Raw genomic sequence first — 18,676 nt, 5'->3', positions numbered from 1 at the left:
TCCATGAAGATCGGTGTAATCGGTGGCGGCCAGCTGGGCCGCATGTTGGCTCTGGCAGGTACGCCGCTGGGTATGAACTTTGCCTTTCTCGACCCTGCACCGGATGCCTGTGCTGCCGCGCTGGGCGAGCACTTGCGAGCCGATTACGGCGATCTGGATCACCTGCGTCAGCTGGCCGATGAAGTCGATCTGGTGACGTTCGAGTTTGAAAGCGTACCGGCCGAAACCGTGGCGTTCCTGTCGCAGTTCGTCCCGGTCTATCCGAGCGCCGAGGCATTGCGCATCGCTCGTGATCGCTGGTTCGAGAAAAGCATGTTCAAGGACCTGGACATTCCGACGCCCGCGTTCGCGGATATCCAGTCGCAAGCTGACCTGGACGCTGCTGTCGCCAGCATCGGCCTGCCTGCCGTGCTGAAAACCCGCACCCTGGGTTACGACGGCAAGGGCCAGAAAGTCCTGCGCAGTGCTGCCGACGTCGTCGGTACCTTTGCCGAGCTGGGCGGCGTGCCTTGCCTGCTGGAAGGCTTCGTGCCGTTCACCGGCGAGGTTTCGTTGATCGCCGTGCGTGCCCGCGATGGTGAAACCCGTTTCTATCCGCTGGTGCACAACACCCACGAAAACGGCATCCTGCGCATTTCCATCGCCAGCACCGATCACCCGTTGCAGGCACTGGCCGAAGATTACGTCGGTCGGGTCCTCAAGCAGCTCGATTATGTCGGCGTACTGGCCTTCGAGTTCTTTGAAGTCGATGGCGGCCTGAAAGCCAATGAAATCGCTCCGCGAGTGCACAACTCCGGCCACTGGACCACCGAAGGCGCCGAATGCAGCCAGTTCGAGAACCACCTGCGGGCGGTTGCGGGCTTGCCATTGGGTTCCACGGCCAAGGTCGGTGAGAGCGCGATGCTCAACTTCATCGGTGAAGTACCGGCTGTGGAAAAGGTCATCGCCATCGATGACTGCCATCTGCATCACTACGGCAAGGCCTTCAAGGTCGGGCGCAAGGTCGGTCACGCCAACGTGCGCAGCGCCGATCGTGCAACGCTGGACCGCCAAGTCAAGCTGGTCGAAGCGCTGATCAAACGCTGAATGAAACAGCGTCTTTGCGGTTGATGCCGCGAAGACGCCATTCTGCCGATTTCCGGCTCGCTCCCTGAAGTTTCAAGGTGTCCGGAACCAATCCTCCCCCTGTGTTCTCAGATAGCAGTAAGCCAACGCTGCAATCAGGCTTTGGCGCGTCCAATAAACACAGAGGGAAATGACATGGGCATTATCGGAACCATCTTCATCGGCTTGATCGTTGGCCTGCTGGCACGTTTTCTCAAGCCGGGCGATGACAGCATGGGCTGGATCATGACCATTCTGCTGGGTATCGGCGGTTCTCTCGCCGCGACCTATGGCGGTCAGGCGCTGGGTATCTATCAGGCGGGCGAGGGCGCTGGCTTCCTCGGAGCATTGGTCGGTGCGATTATCCTGCTGTTCATCTACGGCATGATTAAAAAGAAGAGCTGATCTTTCATCTGGCCCTCTGCTTTAGCGGTTCGCAGAGGGCTAGAATGCGCGGCGTCCTTCCTACATTTGCCGAGCTTGATGATGCGTCGTTTTCTGTTGATGACCCTGTTACTGGTATCCGGGCTTGTGCATGCCGAGATTCCCGAGACCGACTGGCTTGAACTCATGCCCAAGTCGGACCAGAAAGCGCTCGAAGCCATGCCCGAGATCGATCACAACTCTCCCGAAGCCATGGGCACCTTCGACAGCAAGGGTGGCTTGAAGCAGAGCAAAGGCCTGCCTGCCGTGATGTATTCGGCCAAGACGGTCGCTGCAATGGACGGCAAGACCATCCGCCTTGGCGGTTATCCGGTTCCGCTGGAAACCGACGCCAAAGGCCACAGCACTTTATTCTTCCTTGTGCCTTATCCGGGCGCCTGTATTCACGTCCCGCCACCGCCGCCCAATCAACTGGTGCTGGTTCGTTACCCCAAAGGCCTGAAACTGGATGATATCTACACACCCTTGTGGGTAGTGGGTACGCTGAAGGTCGAGAAGATCAGTAACGATCTGGCCGATGCGGCCTATGCAATGGAGGCCTCAAAAGTCCGAGTGGTTGTCGACTCGGACCTTTGAGAGTTGGCGCGTTTTGGGGGCGGCGCTGCTTAAAGCGCTTCGCTCCAGATACTGATCCCCAGAACATGCATGTCCTGCGGGGCCAGGGTCACGATATCGTCCAGCACGTTGGCGGTTTCGACACAGACCATGCGCTGCCAGCCATCGTCGGCCATGTCCGGGAGTTTGCTGGTCTTTTCGATCCACGGGTTCCACAGCACTGCTGATTGCGAACCGCTGGTCTGGATATGAATCCGCCGTTGCCACTGTGGATCGACAATGCTCAGCAGCGGTGGGGTGTCCTGATAGATGCGGTCGGTTTCGCCGCTGAATGTCAGGTTGCCGCTCTGCTGGCGTGGTTCCCAGTTTTCCAGGGTTTCGATATAGCGCAGGCCATCGAGCCCTTCGATATTGATCTGGCGTACATCGCTGACCGCGAAGTAGGTGTGCAGCGCCTGACTGAAGCTGACCGCTTCGCTCCCGCAGTTATAGCTGACCAGACTGACATTCAGGGCATGGTCCAGGCGGATGCTGAGTTTCAGGGCAACGTTGTGCGGCCAGCCGGGCAAGTGGCCTTCGGCCTGGGGCAGGACAAATTCCACCAGCAGCGCATCGCCATCTTCACCAATTCCCAGCAGTTCCCAGTCGAGGGTACGCACTTCGCCGTGGGCGTTGGCGGGCTCGTCGCTCTGGCGCATCGCCTGTACGCTTTGCGGGTTGCGCTGCAGATTGCCAAACCATGGCCAGCAAACCGGAATACCGGCACGAATCGGCTTGCCTTGCTTGAATTGCGCACTGTCGTTCAGCCAGATCAACGGTTCCTGCCCGGCGATCTGGTAGCTGAGGATGTGCGCACCCTGCTGGGCAACCAGCAGTTCTGCGTCACCATGACGGATACGCCAGCAATTCAGCTCGTCGTACTTAACGGATTCAACCTGGGGTGTTGGCATGCGAAGTTCTCACTCAAGGACCGTGACAGAAATAGACTGCTCTAGGATCGATGAGTTTACCTAACCGGCCAATCTTTGCCCGAGCGACAATTTACCGTCGTGCCGGAACCGAGCGCGTCCGGCCGCTTGCGTCGATGGCCACGAAGACGAAAACCGCTTCGGTCACCTTGCGCCATTCGCTGCTCAGCGGGTCGTCGCTCCAGACTTCGACCATCATCTTGATCGAGGTACGGCCCACTTCCAGGGTCCGGGTATAGAAGGAAAGCTGTTCGCCAACCGCTACCGGAACCAGGAACGCCATGCGGTCAATCGCAACGGTCGCGACGCGGCCACCGGCGATCTTGCTGGCCATGGCAGTGCCTGCCAGGTCCATCTGGGAAACCAGCCAGCCGCCGAAAATATCGCCGAAACCATTGGTTTCACGGGGAAGGGCGGTGATTTGCAAGGCAAGGTCGCCTTGTGGGGTTGGATCTTCTTGTTCGAGCTCAATCATGCCTGGGGTGCCTCTGACCCATGACTCTCATTGTTTTTTACTGCGGTTGACAGGTGCCATTCAAAACTACCCAGGTGAACATATTGTGTTCGACCGGCGTCTGGCCCTTAAAGGGAAACTCTGCGAAAGCCGCTTGCTACAGCGGTTTTTGCACAGATTCCGATTGTGCTCGACGATCCGCGAGTATATCGGGCGTTGCCTCATACGACGACCATTGGACTTTCTTTTTACCGGCCGCTGCTTCTTGCTAGGTGTTTTTTGAAACAATTTGCTATCTTGCCTGACCTCTACAGGTGACAAGACTGCCTGTACACGCAATTTTGGTGCCTATCTGCACAATTGCCCCGGACAATCGCTTCTGCACGCCACCCCGCCGCAGCCAGCGTAGCTGTCGTTCGCTCATTCAAAGAAACGCCCAAAGAGAAGCCTTGTCATGTCATCCGTACCTTTAGATTCTTCACAGTCGGCGCGGCCTTTGACCCGCAGCGATTACAAGACCTTGTCGCTTTCAGCCCTGGGTGGGGCGCTGGAGTTCTACGACTTCATCATTTTCGTGTTCTTCGCGGCGGTGGTCGGCAAGCTGTTCTTCCCGGCGGACATGCCCGAATGGCTGCGCATGATGCAGACTTTCGGTATTTTTGCTGCCGGTTATCTGGCCAGGCCGCTGGGCGGCATCATCATGGCGCACTTCGGTGACCTGCTGGGCCGCAAGAAGATGTTCACCCTGAGCATTTTCATGATGGCCGTGCCGACCCTGATCATGGGTCTGCTGCCCACCTATGCGCAGATCGGCATGTGGGCTCCGATCCTGCTGTTGCTGATGCGCGTCATTCAAGGCGCAGCCATCGGCGGTGAAGTGCCGGGCGCCTGGGTATTTGTGTCCGAGCACGTTCCGGCCCGCTATATCGGTTATGCCTGCGGCACGCTGACGGCCGGTCTGACGGCGGGCATTCTGATCGGCTCGCTGGTCGCGACCGTGATCAACAGCCTGTACACCCCGGTTGAAGTGTCGGATTACGCCTGGCGGATTCCCTTCCTGCTGGGCGGTGTGTTCGGCCTGATGTCGGTTTACCTGCGTCGCCTGCTGCACGAAACCCCGGTATTCGCCGAGCTGCAACAGCGCAAGGCGCTGGCCGAAGAGCTGCCGCTCAAGGGCGTATTGCGTGATCACCGCGGTGCCGTGGTGCTGTCGATGCTGCTGACCTGGCTGCTGTCGGCCGGAATCATCGTCGTGATCCTGATGACTCCAACCCTGCTGCAAACCAAGTACGGCTTCCCGGCGGCGACCGCCTTGCAGGCCAACAGCCTGGCTATCGTTCTCCTGAGCTTTGGCTGCATTGTCGCTGGCGCACTGTCGGACCGGATCGGCGCAGGGCTGGTCCTGTTGCTGGGCTGCGCTGGTCTGTTGGCGAGTTCCTGGACCTTCTATCACGTGCTGGCCGACCATCCGGACTGGCTGTTCCCGCTGTATGCCGTGACCGGGTTGTTTGTCGGCACCATCGGCGCGGTGCCGTACGTGATGGTCAAGGCATTCCCGCCAGTGGTGCGTTTCTCGGGCCTGTCGTTCTCGTATAACGTGGCCTATGCGATTTTCGGTGGCCTGACGCCGATGGTCGTGACCTTCATGCTCAAGAGCAGCCCGATGGCACCGGCCTGGTATGTGGCGGCGCTGAGCGGCGTGGGTATGGCGCTGGGTATCTATTTGATCGCCAGAAAGCGCTGATCGCTTCTTCTTGAAGCATCCTCTCTGTATGAGGCATCGATAAAGGCTGTCATCCCGCAAGGGAGGCGGCCTTTTCATCTTATTGTCACAATCAATTCATAGAGTATTCATACGGCCCACCAATGACGGCAGGTCACGGATCTTCTCTATACCCTGCAGGAGCGCAAGGCATGACATTCAAGAGCTTGATGACCGCACTGACATTCGTTGCCGCCGGCGTTGCGGCAGCCAATTCCTTTGCTGCTGTTGACCCTTCGATCAAGCCTTACGTCAAGACCACAGGTGTATCCGGAAACCTGTCCAGTGTCGGCTCCGATACTCTGGCGAACCTGATGACCTTGTGGGCCGAGGCCTACAAGAAAGAATACCCGAGCGTGAATATCCAGATTCAGGCTGCCGGTTCGTCGACTGCGCCGCCTGCCCTGACTGAAGGCACTGCCAACCTCGGGCCGATGAGCCGCAAGATGAAAGATGGCGAGCTCTCGGCGTTCGAGCAGAAGCACGGCTACAAGCCGACCGCGATTCCGGTCGCCGTGGATGCCCTGGCGGTCTTCGTGCACAAGGACAACCCGGTCAAGGGCCTGACCATGCAGCAAGTGGACGCGATCTTCTCCGTGACCCGGCTGTGTGGCGCCAAGGCCGATGCCAGGACCTGGGGCGATGTCGGTGTGACCGGCGATCTGGCGAGCAAGCCGATCCAGCTGTTTGGCCGTAACTCGGTATCCGGCACTTATGGCTATTTCAAGGAAGAAGCGCTGTGCAAAGGTGACTTCAAGGCCAACGTCAACGAGCAGCCGGGTTCGGCTTCGGTGGTCAGCGCCATCAGCAGTTCGTTGAACGGTATCGGTTACTCGGGTATCGGCTACAAGACTTCCAGCGTCAAGACCGTGCCTCTGGCCAAGAAGGAAGGCGCGGAGTTTGTCGAGGACAATGAAGCCAATGCCTTGAACGGCACTTATCCGCTGTCGCGCTTCCTCTATGTCTATGTGAACAAGGCCCCGAACAAGCCGCTGGCCCCTCTGGAAGCCGAGTTTCTGAAGCTGGTGCTGTCGCGCCAGGGTCAGGAAGTGGTGATGAAGGACGGTTACATTCCACTGCCGTCGCGGGTGGTGGAAAAGGCTCTGGCCGATCTGGGCCTGCAAGGTAATTCGGGTGTTGCTTCCAAATAACTGCAACACGAACCAGGGCTGAAGGACTGGCCTTTACATCAATTGAACAGTCCGCTGCCGGTTTTCCTGGGTGGCGGGCTTTTTTACGTCACCTTACTGTAATGTTTTTGTCATACAAGGCCGTTACGGTGTGCGCGCATGAATGATTTGGCTAGATCGAGAATGAATCAGAGTTCACCTCCAGAGCGCATTGACTTCAATACGCCCGAGATGCTGCGCAAACGCCGTCTTCGTGCCTTCAAGGATCGTCTGACCCGTTGGTACGTCGCCATCGGCGGCCTTGCCGTGCTTGCAGCGATCACCCTGATCTTCTTTTACCTCGCCTATGTAGTCGCGCCTCTCTTCCAGGGCGCGAAACTGAGCGTCAAGACGCCCCTGAGCGCCAGCTGGATGCAGGACGCCGGCAAGCCGCTGATGATCTCCATCGAAGAACAGAACCAGATCGGCATGCGGATTTCCGACAAGGGTGAAGTGATCTTCTTCGACATCAAGGCCGGCAACGAGCTGCAGCGCCTGCAATTGCCGCTGCCCGCTGGTGTGAGCGTGGCATCCATCGGCAAGGATCAACCCGGCGCACCACTGGTTGCCCTTGGTTTGTCCAATGGCCAGGTGCTGATTTTCAGGCACGCCTACCAGACCACTTACCCGGACAACCAGAAGACCATCACCCCGAGTCTCGCCTGGCCTTACGGCGAAACACCGCTGGTGCTGGATGATCAGGGCCGCGCCGTGGAGTACGTCACGGTCAGCGCCAATGGCGACAACCTGAAAGTCGCAGGCTCTACAGGCACGCAATTGCATGTGCTGGCGCTTGAGCAGACCGAAAACCTGATGACCGGCGAGATGACCCGCGAGCAGAGCCGCATCGAGCTGCCGCAGTTGTCCGCTGCCGTCAAAGCCATTTATATCGATCCACGCCAGCAATGGCTGTATGTAATCAACGGCCGCGCTCAAGCCGATGTGTTCAGCCTGCGCGACCGGACCCTCAACGGGCGTTACAAGCTGCTGGAAGACGGCAACGCAGAAATCACCGCCAGCACCCAGTTGGTCGGCGGTATTTCGTTGATCATCGGTAACTCGAAGGGCGGCATGAGCCAGTGGTTCATGGCCCGTGATACCGATGGCGAGCAACGCCTCATGCGCGTTCGCGATTTCCGCATGAGCAGCGCGCCGATCGTGCAGATCAAGACCGAGCAGCGCCGCAAGGGCTTCATCGCTCTGGATGCCTCGGGCAAGCTCGGCGTGTTCCACAGCACGGCACACCGTACCCTGTTGGTCGAACAGGTGGTGGACGGGCCGGGAATCGTGGCGTTGTCCCCACGGGCCAATCAGGTGCTGGTCGAAAGTTCGGGCAAGCTGTTGCCCATCGCGCTGGATAACCCGCACCCGGAAGTGTCCTGGAGTTCGTTGTGGGGCAAGGTCTGGTACGAGAACTACGATGAGCCCAAGTACGTCTGGCAGTCCACAGCCTCGAACAGCGACTTCGAGCCCAAGCTGAGCCTCGCACCGCTGACCTACGGCACGCTCAAGGCCGCGTTCTACGCCATGATTCTGGCTGCGCCGCTGGCCATTGCTGCGGCGATCTACACCGCCTACTTCATGGCTCCGGGCATGCGCCGCAAGGTCAAGCCGGTCATTGAACTGATGGAAGCGATGCCGACGGTCATCCTCGGCTTCTTCGCCGGTCTGTTCCTGGCGCCGTACCTGGAAGGTCATTTGCCCGGCATCTTCAGCCTGCTGCTGTTGACGCCCATCGGGATCCTGCTGGCGGGCTTCCTGTGGACCCGCCTGCCCGAGTCGATCCGGCTGCGCGTGCCCGATGGCTGGGAAAGCGCGATTCTGCTGCCGGTCGTGCTGCTGGTGGGCTGGTTCTCCCTGAGCATGAGCCCGCATCTGGAAAACTGGTTTTTCGATGGCGACATGCGCACATGGATCAGCAATGACCTGGGCATCACTTACGATCAGCGCAATGCGCTGGTGGTGGGCATCGCCATGGGCTTTGCGGTGATTCCCAATATCTATTCGATTGCCGAGGATGCCGTATTCAGTGTGCCGCGCAGCCTGACCCTCGGCTCGCTGGCGCTCGGCGCGACGCCGTGGCAGACCCTGACTCGCGTAGTGATCCTGACCGCCAGCCCCGGCATCTTTTCGGCGCTGATGATCGGCATGGGACGCGCCGTGGGTGAAACCATGATTGTGCTGATGGCCACCGGCAACACGCCGATCATGGACATGAATATGTTCGAGGGCATGCGCACCCTTGCGGCCAACGTGGCCGTGGAAATGCCGGAATCCGAAGTGGGGGGCAGCCATTACCGGGTGCTGTTCCTGGCGGCGCTGGTGCTGCTGGTGTTCACCTTTGTCATGAACACCCTGGCAGAGCTGATTCGTCAGCGTCTGCGCAAGAAATACTCGTCGCTGTAAGGAAGGCAGAACTTAGTGAAACGGGACTCTCTCAAGAGCTGGTTCAAAAGCGGCGCCCCTGGCGTCTGGCTGAGTGCGGGCGCTGTTTCCATCGCGGTCATCATGACCATCGGGCTGCTGGCGGTGATTGCCGTGCGTGGCCTCGGACACTTCTGGCCTGCGGATCTGGTATCTGCGCAATACGACGTACCCGGTCAGGCGCGTCATGTGCTGATCGGTGAGCTGGTCGAGCAGGAGCAGGTCCCGCGTGCACGCCTGAAAGGTGCGGGTTTGCCGGTGCCGGATAGCGGGCCTGAGTTCATGACCCGCGAGCTGTTCAAGGTCGGCAACCGTGACGTCAATCCCAGCGATTTCACCTGGGTGGTCGGCGAATGGCTGACCGAGCGGAGCCGACCTGCAGAGCTGATGACCCTGGAGCGCCGCGAGTGGGGCAATTTCTATGGCTATCTGGTCAACGTCAAGGAAAACGGCACCGTTGTGGCCCAAGGCGAAGCGGCCTGGCCGACGCTGCAGGAGCGCATCAAGCGGGTCGAGAAGCTGGCCGACGAGCTTTACAGCCTGGAAAAGAAGGATATCGGCGCCATCAACTACGGTATCGAGCGTCTGCGCCTGCAGGCTCGCAAGCTGGAACTGGAAGGCCGCCTCGATGCGACAGCGCAGGCAGACATGGCGGTCGAGCGGGCTGAACTGGATGCCCGCTATAAAGAGATCGAAGGGCGTCTTGGCAGCCTGCATCAGGCTTTCGACCGCGACAGCCTGACCGCCCGCGATGCCAACGGCAAGGAAGTCGAAATCAGCCTGGGCAAGGTGGTGCATGCCTATCAGCCCAATGCCATGGGCACCTTCACCAAGCTCGGTTTCTACGGCAAGAAACTCTGGGAGTTCCTCAGTGAGGACCCGCGTGAGGCCAACACCGAAGGCGGCATTTTCCCGGCCATTTTCGGCACGGTGATGATGACCCTGATCATGGCGGTGATCGTGACCCCGTTCGGCGTACTGGCGGCGGTCTATCTGCGTGAATACGCACGGCAAGGCACGGTCACGCGGCTGATCCGGATTGCCGTGAACAATCTGGCCGGGGTTCCGGCCATCGTCTACGGCGTGTTTGGCCTGGGCTTTTTTGTCTATGTGCTGGGCGGCTCTCTGGACCACCTGTTCTTTCCCGAAGCGCTGCCGGCACCCACTTTCGGAACGCCGGGCCTGCTCTGGGCTTCTTTGACTCTGGCACTGCTGGCGGTGCCGGTCGTGATCGTTGCCACCGAAGAAGGGCTGGCGCGTATTCCCCTGAGCCTGCGCGAAGGTTCGCTGGCGCTGGGCGCGACCAAGGCCGAAACCCTGTGGAAAATCGTTTTGCCCATGGCCAGCCCGGCAATGATGACCGGCCTGATCCTGGCCGTGGCCCGTGCCGCAGGCGAGGTGGCGCCATTGATGCTGGTGGGTGTGGTCAAGCTGGCGCCTTCGTTGCCGCTGGACGGTAACTATCCTTATCTGCACCTTGACCAGAAGATCATGCATCTGGGGTTCCATATTTATGACGTCGGCTTCCAGAGCCCGAATGTCGAAGCCGCACGCCCACTGGTGTATGCCACCGCGTTGCTGCTGGTGCTGGTGATCGCCTTGCTCAACCTGTCGGCGGTCGCCATCCGTAACCATTTGCGCGAGAAGTACAAGGCGCTCGACAACTGATCCTAAAGTGCTGCCCGCAACGACAAGGGCAGTTCGATGATGCGAGAAGCTCGCACAGGAGCAATCCATGCAACACGAAGGCTCAACCCACGGCGTCAACCTGTCGGCCCTGGGGCGCAACAAGTCAGGGCTGCATCTGGCCGATGAAACCGTGGCGATCGAAGTTCCGGGCCTGAACCTGTTCTACGGCGATAAACAGGCGCTGTTCGACGTCAGCCTGAATATCCCCAAACAGAAGGTGACTTCGTTCATCGGTCCGTCCGGTTGTGGCAAGTCGACGCTGCTGCGCACCTTCAACCGGATGAACGATCTGGTCGATGGTTGCCGCGTGGAAGGCGCCATCAACCTCTATGGGCATAACATCTACAGCAAGGGCGAAGAGGTTGCAGAGCTGCGCCGTCGCGTCGGCATGGTGTTCCAGAAGCCCAACCCGTTCCCCAAGACGATCTACGAGAACGTGGTCTACGGACTGCGCATTCAAGGGATCAACAAGAAGCGCGTGCTCGATGAGGCTGTCGAGTGGGCACTCAAAGGTGCAGCCTTGTGGGATGAGGTCAAGGATCGACTGCATGAGTCGGCCCTTGGTCTGTCCGGTGGTCAGCAGCAGCGTCTGGTGATTGCCCGCACTATCGCCGTGGAGCCGGAAGTCCTGCTGCTCGACGAACCCTGTTCGGCGCTCGACCCGATTTCGACGCTGAAAGTTGAAGAGCTGATCTACGAACTGAAATCCAAATACACCATTGTGATCGTTACCCACAACATGCAACAGGCGGCCCGTGTGTCGGATTACACCGCTTTCATGCACATGGGCAAACTCGTCGAGTTCGGTGATACGGATACATTGTTCACCAATCCGACCAAAAAACAGACAGAAGACTACATCACCGGTCGTTACGGCTAGGACGTGCTCCGTCAGCCCTGAACCACCGCTGCGTTTTCGCAATTAACCGGACGTTCCAAGGACACCCAGCATGATCCACAAAGACAGCCACACTCATCACATCTCACAACAGTTCAACGCCGAGCTCGAAGAGGTTCGCAGCCATTTGCTCGAAATGGGCGGTCTGGTCGAGAAGCAGGTCAACGATGCCGTTACTGCCCTGATCGAAGCCGACTCAGGCCTGGCCCAGCGGGTTCGTGAAGTCGATGACCGGATCAACCAGATGGAGCGCAATATCGACGAGGAATGCCTGCGCATTCTTGCCCGTCGCCAGCCTGCGGCTTCTGACCTGCGCCTGATCATCAGCATCTCCAAGTCGGTCATCGATCTGGAGCGTATTGGTGACGAAGCCACCAAGATCGCGCGTCGTGCCATCCAGTTGTGCGAAGAAGGCGAGTCGCCGCGTGGTTATGTCGAAGTGCGTCATATCGGCGACCAGGTACGTAACATGGTGCGCGATGCACTGGACTCGTTCGCCCGCTTCGACGCCGAGCTGGCCTTGTCCGTCGCCCAGTACGACAAAGTCATCGACCGCGAATACAAGACGGCCTTGCGTGAGCTGGCGACCTACATGATGGAAGATCCGCGCTCGATCTCCCGCGTACTGAACGTGATCTGGGTGCTGCGTTCGCTGGAACGTATCGGTGACCATGCTCGTAACATTTCCGAGCTGGTGATTTATCTGGTGCGTGGCACCGACGTGCGCCACATGGGGCTCAAGCGCATGAAAGAAGAAGTGCAGGGCATCGTGAGCGAAACCCCTAATGTTCCGGGTAAGACTGACGATAAGTAAGATTGCCTGCGAAAAAAACGCCCAGCACGCGCTGGGCGTTTTTCGTTCAGGGGATTAAGATTTGTAACAGCCCACGAACAAACGTGCTGGCGCAGTCATTCAATATGGCAGTTGGCTATCGGTCAACGCTATGCTTGCCGAAACAAAGGGCGTGTTGGCATACCGCAGTTCACCTTCAAGGTGAATACGCCCGCAGGAGCGTCGATGAGTAAAGTCAGTGTATTAGTGGTGGATGACGCGACTTTCATCCGCGACTTGGTAAAAAAAGGGCTGCGCAATTATTTTCCGGGTATTCATACCGAGGATGCAGTCAATGGGCGTAAAGCCCAGGCGTTACTGGTTCGTGAGACTTTCGATCTGATTCTCTGCGACTGGGAAATGCCGGAAATGTCGGGCCTGGAGCTGTTGGCCTGGTGCCGTGAGCAAGACAATTACCTCAAGACCGTTCCGTTCATCATGGTCACCAGCCGTGGCGACAAGGAAAACGTCGTCCAGGCCATTCAGGCGGGCGTCACCGATTTCGTCGGCAAGCCGTTCACCAATGAACAACTGCTGACCAAGGTCAAGAAAGCCCTGGCCAAGGTCGGCAAGCTTGATCAGGTCATGTCCGGTGCACCGGCGCGCATGCATTCTCCTCTCAATGACTCCTTGAGCGCATTGACCGGCGGCAAGGCTGAAGTGGTTCGTCCCGCGTCGGCTGCTGCTCCGGTATCGGGGGGCCTTGCCAAGCCTCCGCCGGTGGTTGCCAAGTCTGCCGAGCCGGCCGGACGTGGTCAGGGCCAGTTGCGCCTGCCCAACGGCAACCAGCCGTGCGTGATCAAGGCCTTGAGCCTGAAGGAAGCCTTGTTGCTGGTTCGTCGTACCGACGCGCTGCCACAGGTTCTCGACAGCGCCGTGCTGGACCTGGAGCAGGGCGAGAGCAATGAAGTTGCGCGCTTGAACGGTTACCTGCATGCCGTCGTGGCTTTTGAGCAGAAACCTGACAGCGAATGGCTGCAAGTGACTTTCCGCTTCGTTGACCAGGATGCTCAGAAAATGGATTACCTGTCGCGCCTGATCGCTCGCGGCACGGCCCAGAAGCACTTCGTCCCAGGCGCCTGACGCCTCATCCCGCTTCTTCGCGAATGAATTCGTTCCTATACCCGTAGGACCGGATTCATCCGGGAAGAGGTTTCAGATATTTCTCGCGCTATGAATACGGGTTTTCCGGTTCCGTAGGCCTGTCTTTGCCTGTTCAGTCTGTCTCGCCGCATGACAAATGCCCACGAGACTACTGGAAGAGCCGCAATGACTCCCACCGTACTTCAACCGTTGAATATCCAAAGTATCAAGACCAGCCGCCTGTTTCTCAATATCGAGCTGGCCCTGGGCGTTGCCCAATACCCCGTCTCTCCCGAGCGCTACTCAGGCACTGCACAGGTTTCATCCGCCGAGCATTTTGCAATCGTCAGGCTGGTGCTCCACCACCTGCTTGGTGCAGACACCACTCTCTCGGACATCAATCCTGTTCGCCCGGATGCGGACCAGGAACGCAAGCTGTTCCTCATCTACCAGAGCGAAAAAGCCTGGAAGCTGTACGCCGATGCAATGGGCACGCCTGTGTCCGAAGTCACGCCCTGGCTGGTGCATCAGTTCTTTGCACGCATGGCCTGGCTGGAGGGGCCGTTAACCGCCGTTCCGGCAGACTTGCGTCCGTGGATGATGCAGTTCAAGCGTGGTGCCCGCCTGATGCCGATCGGCGAGTGGATCGCACGGAGTTCCGCAGCTTCGCTGTACAACGGCATGGCTGTTGCCAGGGACGAGCAGTCGCGACCGGTGCTGAGTGTGGTGTGTGACGCCATATCGACGCTGTTGCCGCCCGGCGAATACCGCGATAAAGCCTTGTGGAGCGCCCTCGAAGAAAAGTTTTCCGCCATCGAGACATGGTGGTTGCTGGAGTTCTATCTCAAGGCGATGCCGGAGAGCGTGCAGGGTTTGCAGCTCGATTTCCTGACGCCGACCTCGGTCGCCAGTCGCGCCGGGTTTTATCGCAAGGTAGCGGTTCATGCGCTCAATCCCGAGGGCGCGCCATGGCTGGCGGACGCCATTTCCCGGGCCGCGCATGCGCCGGGCATGCGTTCGCTGTCATTGGCCAGTGAGCTTCGTTTCAGGCACGCAAGCCTGTCATTTGAGTCGGCCATGGCGCTGGCTGCGCTGCTGTTGAAGGCAGACCTGCAATCGAGTCCCGAATGGAATGATTCGCTGCCGACTTCTCTGGCGCTGAATGCGGACATCCCTCGCCTGGACACCTGGAGCACGCTGCGCAATGCCGACGAACTGTTCCAGGGGCTGGGCATCGACATATTGTGCAGGCCTGAAGGGGCTCTGCGCTGGCGGCCGTCGCAAACCTGGCATGCACTGAGCCAGACCGCCCGGTTCAGCTCCACCTTTGCCCCGCTGCTTGAACACATGAAGTGGTACTCAGGCCGCCAGGCTTCACCGCGGGTCACCCAGGCGCTGGCAGGTCGCGCCATCATCGATTACTTTCTGGGAGCAACGCCGGGTTTTGCTTTGCCACTGGAAAAGACGCTGCAGGGCGCATGGGTCTGTGAATACAGTCATGTACAACTGACTGCCAGGATTCGCGCCGACATCAAGGCCCGTCAGCCTGCTGTCTCGGCATGCACGCTGGAGATGCTGTATTACCTGCTGCTGCGCGAAGCGCTGCCCGAGCTGTTGGTGGAAGGCGTTCCCGATCATCTGCAATACGGACGCTCCCTGCAGAGCGTGGCCTTGATCCATGGCGTGGCTCTGCTTGCTGGCATGCGTGCGGGTCACGCCCTGGCTGCCGATTACGAAGAACTGATCGGCCTCAGCGCGCAATTGACCCAATCCAGTGATGCCAGTGTGCATGTCCTGTGGAGCCGAACGCTGGTCGTGCCGGCGCTGCGTTATGCCATTGCCCATGGCGTCATTGCCGGGGCATGTACCGACGATTTAGCGCAGGCAAGCGCCGCGCAGGTCAGCCAGGCCCTGGACTACCTCAAGGCACAACAGGCGCAGCATGCCGCGCAGTTGAATGAGCTGCTGGCAATCAAGCCTCCGGACCGAAGGCTTCTCGCCCGGCAAATGCTGATGGAAGCCGGCGTGGACCAAAGGCTCTGGGAGCTTTCCATCAAGCCTCACAGCTGGCCGATCCTGCAGGAGCACGGCTTTACCATTGCCGCTTCCTATTCCATCGATCGCTTGCTGGCTGTCGGCCGGCCTCAGGCCAGCGTGCTGGAACTGGTGATGATGGGCGAGGCGTATATCGCCGCCAAGCCGAGCATTCCCGAAGCTTACGCCAGCGCTTTCGAGGCCTTTCATCGTTCGTTGATCGACGCTGAAGCCCGGGTCATGGGCCGCTTGCTGTCCGAGATGCAGGTTGCAGATCGCAACGTGCTGCTGAGTTCGACCTGCGAAGTGAGCCGGATGGCGTTTGGTCAGGAGGAAGGTAGCCACGGACTCTTCATTCGCTGCCAGCCCGGCGATCATCGTGCTGACTTTCACGATCACAGTGCTGGCGAAGAGTGGTTCTATGAGTTGATCCCGGCGGGCGGGATCGTGCGCAAAGTCACCCAGCGCTTTCAGTACAAGGTCGAGCCCGATACCGGTTTCAGCGGCAATATCGTGGAAACGGTCGAGAAAAGGCGGCTTAATGCCGAAAAGGCCGCCAAGGCATTGATCACGCCGTTATTGCCCTGCGACAGCGATGCCTATCTGAAAGGGACCGCCTCGCGCTCTTCGACGGTTTATTACCGGCCACGGCAAGGAACCCTGATTCCCGCTGCCGACCTGATTTATCTCGCTGGCACCGGGGAGCAGGTCTGGCGTGAAACCTTTGTACGCATCGCTGCCGATCATTTGTTCGCCAGTTTCCTGCAGAAAAGCCGGGTCGAGCATGAGCATATGACCCCGTGGGAGCAGATCTGGGCCAGTGAGCGTGAATACGCGGATATCGCTGCGCGTCTGGTCATTCCCTTCTATGGCTGCATCACGGACCTGGCCCATGGCGAGCATTCTGTCGGCGTCATAGCCGGCTGCGCGCTGGACGTGGCTTTTGCGCTGATCCCGGCTGGACAATTCGTCGGTTCGACGGCGCGTATCGTCCTCAAGGCCGGTGAAATGAGTGTGCTGTCGCTGTTCAGCCTTACCGGCAAGGCGGTAGGCCGATTGATCATTGGTCTGGCAGAGCAGAGTGCGCTGTTTGCCGTGCGGGATATGGGCAAGCTGGTGCTCAAGATCAGTCAACCGGGTTGGGCCAGGCTACTGGAACAGGTGCCTGCGCTGAAAAAACTCTTCGCTTCCCGGGCCTTGCTGGAAAGCGGCATCAGCTTCGACAAGGGCATGTACCGGGTTGCGCAGCAGGACTGGCATCCCCGGCTTGAGGCGCTGGACAAGTGTGCGCTTGTCGATGGCAGGCCTGGCGTTCTGGTGCGCAATGTCGGTACGCCGCAGAAGGTGGATTTCAGGTTGCTCGACCCTGAAGCCGATGCGGTATTCGGCAAAGCGCTGACACCGGTGTCCCAGCTTGAGCCGCTGGAGTTTTCCACGTTGTCTGCCGCAGACGGGATTAGCCCCGGGCACTATCCGGCCCTGTTGCCACTGACAGCGAAAGCCGATGGCTTGCTTGAGTTCAGGATTTCCCGGCAGTGCGATGTGCAGGTCATTGCAAGGCGAGAGGGCGTGTTCGATATCCTGGTCGATGGCCAGGTCTACCAACTGGATGCCGGTGCGGCGGATGCGGCAATGCGCAGGCTGGCAACCAACAGGCTTTCTTCCCGCGCTGTCTGGCTGGAGGAAACCACGCTATGCAGGACCGGCCGCAATCTGGTTCCGGTCCCCTGCACGACGGCCGTGAAGCTGACCACGCGGATGCCGGAACCGGTGCGTGAAGGATCCACCTCTCCCAAGCGAACCGGTAAATATCCCAGCCATGCCATGGACGCCCGTGAGTTCACACTGGCCAGGTTGTCTGCCAGCGCCGCAGATACCGCGCAAACTGTCGATGTCTTCGTCAATGAAGGAAAGTTCTGCAAATGGGCCGAGTCACCTGAAGCGATTGCCTCGACCTCGACTCAGGCGCCGACAGGCAAAATGGTCGTGCCTCTTGCGCAGGAGGAAAGAGAGCTTTTCTCGCTACCTGAAGCGCCGGTCTACCTGCCTGAACTGGATGGAGCGCTGTCAACTGACGGCATATTCGGCGTACCGGACAATTATCCTCTCGAAGATGCCCGCTTCATTTATGCGCATGCCCCGGTTATCGACCTCAAGGCTGTGGCCCAGGGAGTCAACGATGCCCGGACCCTGCGCGGCATCCGGATGCATCTGGCCGATACCGACTGGATTTTCGTCGAGCCCGACACCGGGGTGTTCTACAAGGCCCGAACGCCCGTCGACGGTCGCCGCGAGTTGAAGTTTGCGCGGGTCAGCAACGCCGAAGAGATCAATGAATACATTCGCCTGTCGGAACAGTATCGACTGGTCCGGGAGCATCCGGATGCCGTCACCGATCAGGAAAATATCGCACGCCTGCTGTTCGATCTGCTCGATGAGTCCGAACGGGCTGCGTGGAATGTTTCATGGCGCAGCCAGATCACTACGTATGACGCTTATGCCCGTTGGTGCCTGGACAAGGGGAGTAATAATGAGCTGCTGGAATTCGCCAGCAACATTCTCGCGGGTGAAGAAATCCAGAAGCGATTCGTGGAGCTTGCCCGCCAGAGTATTCCCGACTTCAGAAAAGTGGCCCAGCGAAGCATCCCCGAGCAGCAGCATATCGTCGAAGTCCTCAACCGGCTGTTGCCGGTACCGGGCTCACGGGCCAGATGGGAAGCCTTGAGCCTGGAGAGCATCACCACGCCAAGGGCGGTCAGGAATATTCTGCGTCAGGTCAAGGGCGCCAATCTTTCCTTTGCGCAGGTCTATACCGAGTCCGGCGAGCGGGTGGTGTATTACGCCTTGTCCGGTGGCGAGAAAGCGAAAGCGCTCAACTTGCAGCTCGATACGACTGAAACCACCGAGCATGTCCTGGATGGAATCATCTTTCGCGATGCACGCGCCCGAATGGCCGGTCGCCTGCCTGATCCGCGGTTTACCAGCCTGCCGGTGGTCAGGGATGCCAGTCGTTTGGTGATCCGCGAGTTCAACCGTCACCTCGATTCGGAGCGGTTGATCGCCACGGTGCTGAAAGAGGACATGGCGTCGGTACGGCTGAGCCATATCAGGTTTTTTACCGTGCTGGACACCTGTCGATCCTGTGGTGGATTTGTCTTGCCGCGTCTGAAACTGGATTTCCCCGGGGCTGAGTTTTCCGTGACCTACATGAAGGACTACACCCTGTCGTAGTCTGTACGCACATTTATTGACGCTTTGCT

General features: G+C 59.2%; 13 protein-coding genes. 11 read left to right on the top strand and 2 right to left on the bottom strand.

Annotated elements, in window-relative coordinates:
• Positions 1-3 precede the first annotated feature (3 nt).
• The 3 genes from ALQ04_RS07435 (at position 4) to ALQ04_RS07425 (ending at position 2,124) form a co-directional block, all read left to right on the top strand.
• Positions 4-1,086, top strand: coding sequence for a 5-(carboxyamino)imidazole ribonucleotide synthase (locus ALQ04_RS07435; RefSeq protein ID WP_122315116.1), 1,083 nt, complete (start codon positions 4-6; stop codon positions 1,084-1,086).
• A 174-nt stretch (positions 1,087-1,260) separates the two neighbouring features.
• Positions 1,261-1,509, top strand: a complete 249-nt coding sequence (locus ALQ04_RS07430; protein ID WP_117167855.1) for a GlsB/YeaQ/YmgE family stress response membrane protein — start codon at positions 1,261-1,263, stop codon at positions 1,507-1,509.
• 81 nt (positions 1,510-1,590) lie between these two features.
• The gene (locus ALQ04_RS07425) at positions 1,591-2,124 is read left to right on the top strand and encodes a DUF3299 domain-containing protein (protein WP_122315203.1); all 534 of its coding nucleotides are present in this window, start codon (positions 1,591-1,593) and stop codon (positions 2,122-2,124) included.
• A gap of 29 nt (positions 2,125-2,153) precedes the next feature.
• Here ALQ04_RS07425 and ALQ04_RS07420 read toward each other — a convergent pair whose 3' ends face one another.
• Together ALQ04_RS07420 and ALQ04_RS07415 are read right to left on the bottom strand one after the other, a co-directional pair.
• Positions 2,154-3,053, bottom strand: a complete 900-nt coding sequence (locus ALQ04_RS07420) for a D-hexose-6-phosphate mutarotase (protein ID WP_122315115.1) — start codon at positions 3,051-3,053, stop codon at positions 2,154-2,156.
• Between the two features lie 91 nt (positions 3,054-3,144).
• A complete protein-coding gene (locus ALQ04_RS07415) occupies positions 3,145-3,546 on the bottom strand; it encodes an acyl-CoA thioesterase (protein WP_122315114.1) in 402 nt (133 codons plus the stop codon).
• 433 nt (positions 3,547-3,979) lie between these two features.
• Between ALQ04_RS07415 and ALQ04_RS07410 the strand changes: the two genes are divergently transcribed.
• The 8 genes from ALQ04_RS07410 (at position 3,980) to ALQ04_RS07375 (ending at position 18,647) form a co-directional block, all read left to right on the top strand.
• On the top strand, positions 3,980-5,269 hold the full coding sequence (locus tag ALQ04_RS07410; protein ID WP_122315113.1) for an MFS transporter: 1,290 nt from the start codon (positions 3,980-3,982) through the stop codon (positions 5,267-5,269).
• A gap of 170 nt (positions 5,270-5,439) precedes the next feature.
• Entirely contained in the window at positions 5,440-6,438 is a 999-nt protein-coding gene (locus ALQ04_RS07405) for a phosphate ABC transporter substrate-binding protein PstS family protein (RefSeq protein WP_122315112.1), read from the top strand.
• Between the two features lie 390 nt (positions 6,439-6,828).
• Positions 6,829-8,862, top strand: coding sequence for an ABC transporter permease subunit (locus ALQ04_RS07400; protein WP_183142132.1), 2,034 nt, complete (start codon positions 6,829-6,831; stop codon positions 8,860-8,862).
• 15 nt (positions 8,863-8,877) lie between these two features.
• Positions 8,878-10,548 carry a phosphate ABC transporter permease PstA gene (gene pstA, locus ALQ04_RS07395; protein ID WP_122315110.1) on the top strand — a complete coding sequence of 557 codons (1,671 nt, stop codon included), beginning with the start codon at positions 8,878-8,880 and terminating at the stop codon, positions 10,546-10,548.
• Between the two features lie 67 nt (positions 10,549-10,615).
• Positions 10,616-11,449, top strand: a complete 834-nt coding sequence (pstB, locus tag ALQ04_RS07390; RefSeq protein ID WP_122315109.1) for a phosphate ABC transporter ATP-binding protein PstB — start codon at positions 10,616-10,618, stop codon at positions 11,447-11,449.
• A gap of 70 nt (positions 11,450-11,519) precedes the next feature.
• Positions 11,520-12,281, top strand: coding sequence for a phosphate signaling complex protein PhoU (gene phoU / locus ALQ04_RS07385; protein ID WP_122315108.1), 762 nt, complete (start codon positions 11,520-11,522; stop codon positions 12,279-12,281).
• Positions 12,282-12,485: 204 nt separating this feature from the next.
• Positions 12,486-13,382: a response regulator gene (locus ALQ04_RS07380; RefSeq protein ID WP_122315107.1), complete on the top strand. Its 897-nt coding sequence runs from the start codon at positions 12,486-12,488 to the stop codon at positions 13,380-13,382.
• 681 nt (positions 13,383-14,063) lie between these two features.
• Entirely contained in the window at positions 14,064-18,647 is a 4,584-nt protein-coding gene (locus ALQ04_RS07375; RefSeq protein ID WP_409077239.1) for a deaminase domain-containing protein, read from the top strand.
• The last annotated feature ends 29 nt before the right edge of the window (positions 18,648-18,676 follow it).

Origin of the sequence: Pseudomonas cichorii (genome assembly GCF_003700275.1) — a bacterium.
Lineage (GTDB): Bacteria > Pseudomonadota > Gammaproteobacteria > Pseudomonadales > Pseudomonadaceae > Aquipseudomonas > Aquipseudomonas cichorii_B.
This window is presented reverse-complemented; position numbering and strand designations above follow the sequence as displayed.